At 41.7% G+C, this 6,949-nt stretch carries 8 protein-coding genes; 2 read left to right on the plus strand and 6 right to left on the minus strand.

Going from position 1 to position 6,949, the window contains the following annotated elements; translation table 11 throughout:
- The first annotated feature begins 305 nt into the window (after positions 1-305).
- A complete protein-coding gene (locus AB4517_RS08440) occupies positions 306-1,892 on the plus strand; it encodes a BCCT family transporter (protein WP_017072212.1) in 1,587 nt (528 codons plus the stop codon).
- A 129-nt stretch (positions 1,893-2,021) separates the two neighbouring features.
- Here the strand turns inward: AB4517_RS08440 and AB4517_RS08445 are convergent, their stop codons facing one another.
- Positions 2,022-2,384 (minus strand): RidA family protein, encoded by a 363-nt coding sequence (locus AB4517_RS08445; RefSeq protein WP_017062654.1) that lies wholly within the window; start codon positions 2,382-2,384, stop codon positions 2,022-2,024.
- A gap of 281 nt (positions 2,385-2,665) precedes the next feature.
- On the opposite strand from AB4517_RS08445, the gene AB4517_RS08450 reads away from it, so the two are divergent.
- Entirely contained in the window at positions 2,666-3,112 is a 447-nt protein-coding gene (locus tag AB4517_RS08450; protein WP_017108085.1) for a DUF417 family protein, read from the plus strand.
- A gap of 117 nt (positions 3,113-3,229) precedes the next feature.
- Here the strand turns inward: AB4517_RS08450 and AB4517_RS08455 are convergent, their stop codons facing one another.
- The 5 genes from AB4517_RS08455 to AB4517_RS08475 form a co-directional block, all read right to left on the minus strand.
- Positions 3,230-3,748, minus strand: a complete 519-nt coding sequence (locus tag AB4517_RS08455; protein WP_017062656.1) for a GNAT family N-acetyltransferase — start codon at positions 3,746-3,748, stop codon at positions 3,230-3,232.
- A 69-nt stretch (positions 3,749-3,817) separates the two neighbouring features.
- Positions 3,818-4,282, minus strand: coding sequence for an acyltransferase (locus AB4517_RS08460; protein WP_372148198.1), 465 nt, complete (start codon positions 4,280-4,282; stop codon positions 3,818-3,820).
- 118 nt (positions 4,283-4,400) lie between these two features.
- A complete protein-coding gene (locus AB4517_RS08465; RefSeq protein ID WP_017062658.1) occupies positions 4,401-4,550 on the minus strand; it encodes a hypothetical protein in 150 nt (49 codons plus the stop codon).
- A 94-nt stretch (positions 4,551-4,644) separates the two neighbouring features.
- Complete coding sequence (locus AB4517_RS08470) at positions 4,645-5,001, minus strand: hypothetical protein (protein WP_017062659.1); 357 nt, start codon at positions 4,999-5,001, stop codon at positions 4,645-4,647.
- A 213-nt stretch (positions 5,002-5,214) separates the two neighbouring features.
- Positions 5,215-6,462: a RidA family protein gene (locus AB4517_RS08475; protein ID WP_372148199.1), complete on the minus strand. Its 1,248-nt coding sequence runs from the start codon at positions 6,460-6,462 to the stop codon at positions 5,215-5,217.
- Positions 6,463-6,949 lie beyond the last annotated feature (487 nt).

Raw genomic sequence — 6,949 nt, forward strand, 5'->3', positions numbered from 1 at the left:
GACACTTATTTTGCACGAACAACTAATATTAAATTTATTTCGGTACGCTAAAAAATATCGCCTAATTCGTATCCTTAATTACAAAACTCTATTCATATCTGCTTTATTTGTTCGTTCTGAAATTTCGTTTTAAAACTAACCAAAAGGGATTGATTTCGCCGTAGAACTGATTTCTTTTCTAAATTTGCCCACTTTTTCTTAACAATTGTGGTAGTATCGCGGATTTTTTTGACGAACCTCACATTTCCAATGCAAGTGTGGGAGAAATACATAGGCTCGAAAGAGCCAAATATAGCGAAGAAATAATGTCCAACTTGACGCAAGTCGCCAACGAAAACATCAACGCAGAATCTACTTCTATCGATTTCAATAAAGCTCAATCTTTGGGTGAAAAACTGGAACTCGGAAACCCAGTCTTTTGGCTTAGTGGCAGTTTTTTAACCCTCTTTGTCATCCTAGCCTTCACCAACACCTCCGTGTTGTCCGAACTTGTAAACATCGGCTTTAGTTATTCAACTAAGTGGTTCGGTGCTTTCTGGCAAGTCCTACTACTTCTCAACTTCATTATCGGTTTAGTGCTTGCACTAGGTCGCACCGGCCACGTTCGCTTAGGAACGCTTGCCCTACCTGAAATGACCACCTTTAAATGGATGTCTATCGTCCTATGTACGCTGCTAGCCGGCGGTGGTGTGTTCTGGGCAGCCGCAGAGCCTATCGCTCACTTTGTTTCAGCTCCGCCACTGTATGGCAACGCAGATCCTCAAGCGATGGCGTTCAATGCTCTATCACAATCTTTCATGCACTGGGGTTTCCTTGCATGGGCAATCTTAGGTGGTTTGTCTTCCATCGTGTTAATGCACTTGCATTACGACAAAGGCCTTCCTCTTAAGCCTCGCACTCTGCTTTACCCAGTACTTGGCGACAAAGCGATTAACAGTTGGGTTGGTAACGTTGTCGACGCATGCAGCATCGTGGCTGTAGCCGCAGGTACTATCGGCCCTATCGGCTTCCTTGGCCTACAAATCAGCTACGCACTGAGCGAACTGTTTGGCATTTCAGACAGCTTTGCAACTCAAAGTGTTGTTATTATCTTTGCTATCGCAATGTACACGCTTTCTGCTTTGAGCGGCGTGAACAAAGGTATCCAACTGGTAAGCCGTTACAACATCATCTTGTCTGTGTGTCTAATCGGCTACATCCTTCTTGTTGGCCCAACGAGCTTCATCGTTGATGGCTACCTGCAAGGTATGGGCGAAATGGTTGATAACTTCATCCCAATGGCGCTATACCGCCAAGATACAGCATGGCTAGGTGGCTGGACTGTGTTCTTCTGGGGTTGGTTCTTAGGTTATGGCCCAATGATGGCAATCTTTATTGCTCGTATCTCACGTGGCCGTACTATTCGCCAAATGATCGTTTCTATTAGCATCGTTGCACCGCTTGTAACGTGTTTCTGGTTCAGCATCGTTGGTGGTAGTGGTCTAGCGTTTGAATTAGAGAACCCAGGTGTGATTTCTAGTGCGTTCGAAGGCTTCAACCTTCCGGCGGTTCTTCTAGCAATTACCGCGCAACTGCCGTTCCCAACTCTGATTGCAATTCTGTTCCTGATCCTGACGACCACGTTCATCGTGACAACAGGTGACTCAATGACTTACACCATCAGTGTGGTAATGACGGGTACGACAGAGCCAAACGCAGCGGTACGTACTTTCTGGGGTATCATCATGGGTGCGGTAGCGATCGCACTTATCTCAATGGGTTCAGGCGGCATCTCCGCTCTACAGTCGTTCATTGTAATCACAGCGGTTCCGGTATCGTTTATCTTGCTCCCGTGTCTATGGCACGCGCCGAAGATCGCGAAGCAGATGGCAAGAGATCAAGGTATCGCTTAATACCTGACCCGATTTAGTTTCGGGTAGCGTAGAACACTAAAAAGCCACTCAAGTGATTCACCTGAGTGGCTTTGTTTTATCTGTTCGTTACTTCTATCTACGATAGCTTATTTCAACCGATAGTTCGGCTTATTGAAACTTTTCACCCGCAGCAACCATAAACGACATCTCAACCAGTAGCTCAGGATTAGCAAGTTCTGCTTTCACGCATGCACGGCTTGGCGCGCAGCCTTCAGGGAACCACGCTTCCCAAACTTCATTGAGTGCATCAAAGTTAGCGAAATCCGTGAGATAAATAGTCACTGACAATACGCGAGATTTGTCGCTGTCTACCAAACTCATCATTTCTTCGGCTTGTTCGAAGATTTGCTGAACCTGACTCTTAATTCCTGCTGTTGTATCCGTCTCTGCCACTTCCACAAAGCTTGCAATACCGTTAAAAACAGTTACATCAGACCAACGTTTGGTCGGGTTAATTCTATGAATTTTCACTGGTTATACTCTTCTTATAATTAGGGTGAACATCAGCGTAATCTAATCCAAATCATGAATATTGAAAACAAAAATTAGAAAGCTCGCGTTACCTTTTGAACAGCACTATCGCCTACCCATTGCTTTGGTTCTCAACATCACTAGCCTTTGAGTTCCTATCGAGACAATAAGTCGCTACCTATTAAGTTTTTAGATAAATATATTAATTATTATTCTCAATGCGAAATTTAATCTGAGCTATTGCGGTCATATTCAGGGAGTTTATTAAATTGAGTACTTTTATGCATGTTCAAACCTATGATTTAAAACAGAGTAATGTGGGATATAACCTAGGCGTGATTGGCGTAGCGTTGGTGTTAGCTTGGATTGGTATTTACAAGTTTACGCCAACCGAAGCAATGCTTATCGAGCCTTTAATCGCAAACCATCCTGCAATGAACTGGCTTTACAATCTGTTCTCAGTCCAAGCTGTGTCTAACATGGTGGGTGGCGCGGAGATCATTGTCGCGATTGGACTGATCGTTGGATTTAAGAAACCGACAGTTGCCTTCTACTCAGGCATTGCTGCAGCGGCTATCTTTGTTGTGACACTCAGCTTCCTGATTACAACGCCAAACGCTTGGAAAGTATCGGATGGCATCTTAGTCACTAACTTCTTCCTAGTGAAAGACATCCTGTTTTTGGCAATCGCAATTAGCGTAATCGAACGCAATAAACCTCAGAAGTAACTGTATAACTAGAAGTGGCCATAACCCTAGAAGTAACCTTAAACCTTTAAATAAAAAGACTCGAAGCTGGCTAGAAGGACGCTGCCAGCTTCTAATGTATAAGGCACTGATAGTCACCTAGTCAGCTAAAACCTTACGATAAAAATTAGCATCTTGATGTTCTCCTTTAAACACCGCGTAGCTCTCAACATACTCGACCAATTCAAAACCGGTATTGGATAAGATTTTGTTGGAACCGATATTGCCCACTAACGCATAGGCATCAACATATTTAAGGTTGGTCTGTTCCTCCAAATAGAGTAGAAACTGCTTTACTGCGTTAGACGCAATGCCTTTTGAAGCAAAGGAACGACCTACTCGATACCCTAGCTCTCCACTATGGGCGATCTGGTCGATATCGCGGATGTTGATTCTTCCACAGACAGTGCCATTGGCATCTTTGATCAACATAGGAATCATCTCACCATTCTCGTATTCAGTTAGAAAGCTGGTGATTTGCTCGGTCACACCTGCATTTGAATAGAAGCTATCACCCCTAACTGGAATAAATTGCTCAAACCACTCTCGATTTTCGACCTCAAAATCCAAAAGCGCACTCGCGTCATTCGGTTGAAGTAAGTGTAAAAATACATCCATGACAAATACTCTAATGTTTCCCTAAAAAGCCGCACCTTATGATTCATGAACCACGGCTTATTAATACGGTTACGGTAAACCTCTCAATTTCTTGGCTGGGTTACCTGCGTAGATACCTTTTTCGGTGATGTCTTTCGTTACCACACTGCCCGCGCCGATTACTGCACCTTCGCAAATGCTGACAGACAGAACCGTAGCGTTAGAACCGATCGTGACGTTGTCAGCTATCAAGATACGCCCCCAACTTTCAGGATTAGGATCTGGCTTGCCCTCTTTGAATAAGTCGTTGGCAAACATGACTCCGTGACCAACAAAGCAGTCACTTCCAATGGTCACATACTCACAGATAAAGGTGTGAGATTGAATCTTGCTTCTCGCACCTATCACGGTGTTCTTTTGAATCTCAACAAAGGGGCCAACGAACACATCATCTTTAAGCTCACAGCCATAAACGTTACTTGGCTCGATGATAGTGACATTCTCGCCACAGGTAATATCAGTAATCTGTGACTTTAATACTCTTGGACTTGCCATACTTCACTTCCTCTCGACATTAGCGTCACAATTCAACCTAAGAGATTGTGCCGTAAGCATTAAAGTGCAGCAAATAGATATGTTGAGAGTTGGCAATGGATCAGAAATTCTGCATAAATTAAAACAGTCCCACCAGCACAACTGACAACAGCACCCCACCGATAAAACTTGGGGCGTGGAATGGCTGAGCTTTAGATCTAACGTACTCTTTTTGAAGGTCTTCTTGGTAAGTTTTAACGGCGAGTTCTTTTACGTAGTTATTTTGCATAATAAGCTCCTTCTTAATCAGTAAGAGAAGCTTAAGACTTGAAGTTAGGTTGAGGTAAAGCAAAAAATCAGATTAATTGAACACTTTATTTTTGTTACTCGAGGATTACCCTGAACACATCGTTATTCACGCCGCCAACATCTACTAACTCTCCCGGTTTCATTAGAAGCGAGGTGTTAAGCTGTCGTGTTGAACGTGGCTCTTTTGTTTCTCGAATCACTAACATATCGACAAAATAGCCAGAGTCTTTCTTTGATATTGAGCCCGAAAACGTAACGCTTTCAACCCTATCGGCAAGGACTGAATTGAATGTTTTATCCTCTAAAACACCTGCGGCGATGGATGTATCACCATAAAATAGCGTGATGGTTGTTGGGTCGGGTACCAACTCTTGATTGGACGAACACCCTATTAGGGTAAGGCATAGCAGTAAAATGGCTCGAAATTGCATAAACTGGTTTTCTTTATTACGTTAAGCGTCCGTTTTTCATATTAAAACACTTCAACCTTATAAATACCATGTTTACGGGATAAGCTTAGGTGTGTCACTTCGATGGACTTGAGTAATGAAGTGAACGGATCAGATCTCGGCCTGTTGAGTTTGCTCCCTATTTGGAAGCTAAACCGAGATCTGATCGATATTATCGAGAAGGGTTCAATTGATTTATGCAACAACGTCTTGTGGAGGTGTCCCTTCACAGTTAGAAACGACAGCATCAATTTGTACTAAAGCATTCATTGGGATTTCTGAAACCCCTACTACCGTTCTTGCAGGCAGCTCAGCATTAAAGAATGTGGTGTAGACTTCGTTTACCACATCAATATCTGAAATATCCTTAAGTTGAATATTAATTTTCACCGTATCGTCCATGCTATGGTCAACGCTTTCAATTATCGCCTTAATATTGTTTAAACATTGTTCCGCTTGTTCTTTTACCCCGCCAGCAACGATTTCATTTGTTTTCGGATCTAAAGGTAATTGGGCTGAAATATGATTGTAGTGAGAGAAAGCAACAGTATGCGAATAAGGCATGAATGGTGCAGAAACAGTATTATTGGTTTCAATAACCAGTAAGCGAGTGTCTTCTGGTAATTGCGGCGGTGTACCGTCGCCATGTGAAATGGATGTATCAATTTGAATTAAAGCACCCATTGGTAATTCAGCTGCGTTAACAACAGTACGAGCAGGAACGTAGCTTGGGAAGAATTTAGCACATACTTCATTTACCACTTCCGCATCTGCGATATTTTTTAGGTAGATAGTCGTTTTAACCACATCATTCATGACGTGTCCGATGCTTTCTAAAATAGCTTTAATGTTTGATAGACATTGCGCTGTTTGCGCTTTGATACCACCATCAACCAACTCACCTGTGGCTACATCTATAGGCAACTGAGCTGAAAGATTGTTGTAGTGAGAAAAGGCTGCAGTCTGCGTAGACACAGCACTTTGAGGTGCGTTATCCGTATTTCTTGAGACCTTAATTAGCGCGCAAGGAGCTTGTGGTTTAGTGCCTTCACCGTTAGAAATGAGAGCATCCATTTGAACCAGCGCATCGCTGCTTGGCAGTGCAGTGACACCCACGACAGTGCGTGTTGGAAGGCTGTTGTAGAAGAAGTTTTTGTAAACTTCATCAATAGCATCGATATCAGAAATATTCTTAACGAAAACATTAATCTTCACGACATCATCCATAACATGGTCGATGCTTTCAACAATCGCTTTAATATTATTCAAACATTGTGCTGCTTGATCTTTAATATCACCGATGACTATTTCACCCGTTTTAGGGTCAATCGGAAGTTGAGCAGAAAAGTTATTATAATGAGAAAAAGCGACCGTTTGTGTAGATACAGAATTAATTGGTGCGTTTTCAGTGTTTCTTGAAATTTTAATGATATCGCTACTCATCGGTATTATCCTTTTAATAAAATAGGTATACGTATTTATATTTAACAATCGTATTGGAAAGAATGATTAAAGTAGCTCCATATTAAGTGAATTATTTTAAGGTAAACGTGATATCAATCAGACTCTCAGTTGACTACAAATCAGCAAGTTACAGAATAATTAGTCATCAAACGACTAATTATCCGTCGTACTAGGCTTTATCAACTGCTAAATTATCTTTAATTTTAAGTCTATTCAATAATCCTGAATACTCTCTCTGATAGTACGGTGAGTAATTCCAGAATTTTAGATAATATTTGATAGGTTGTTCACACTAAAACTTCGTTAATAGCTAAGTTAGTGAGTTTCTCCCCTATACCTGTGCATAAACTCTTAGGCTATTTAATTAATTATTTTCGAGAGCTTATTTTATATAAGTACGTTAATAATATATTCGAGAATCAAATACCTACAATCTGACAATGCCTATGATTAGATACATTTACTC

It is taken from the genome of Vibrio sp. 10N.222.52.C3, assembly GCF_041474195.1.
GTDB lineage: Bacteria > Pseudomonadota > Gammaproteobacteria > Enterobacterales > Vibrionaceae > Vibrio > Vibrio crassostreae_C.

Bases quoted from the DNA above. Each gene is read 5' to 3' on its own strand.
- AB4517_RS08475 (WP_372148199.1), bottom strand. From the start codon at position 6,462: ATGAGTAGCGATATCATTAAAATTTCAAGAAACACTGAAAACGCACCA.
- AB4517_RS08450 (WP_017108085.1), top strand. From the start codon at position 2,666: ATGCATGTTCAAACCTATGATTTAAAACAGAGTAATGTGGGATATAAC.
- AB4517_RS08465 (WP_017062658.1), bottom strand. From the start codon at position 4,550: ATGCAAAATAACTACGTAAAAGAACTCGCCGTTAAAACTTACCAAGAA.
- AB4517_RS08440 (WP_017072212.1), top strand. From the start codon at position 306: ATGTCCAACTTGACGCAAGTCGCCAACGAAAACATCAACGCAGAATCT.
- AB4517_RS08470 (WP_017062659.1), bottom strand. From the start codon at position 5,001: ATGCAATTTCGAGCCATTTTACTGCTATGCCTTACCCTAATAGGGTGT.
- AB4517_RS08460 (WP_372148198.1), bottom strand. From the start codon at position 4,282: ATGGCAAGTCCAAGAGTATTAAAGTCACAGATTACTGATATTACCTGT.
- AB4517_RS08455 (WP_017062656.1), bottom strand. From the start codon at position 3,748: ATGGATGTATTTTTACACTTACTTCAACCGAATGACGCGAGTGCGCTT.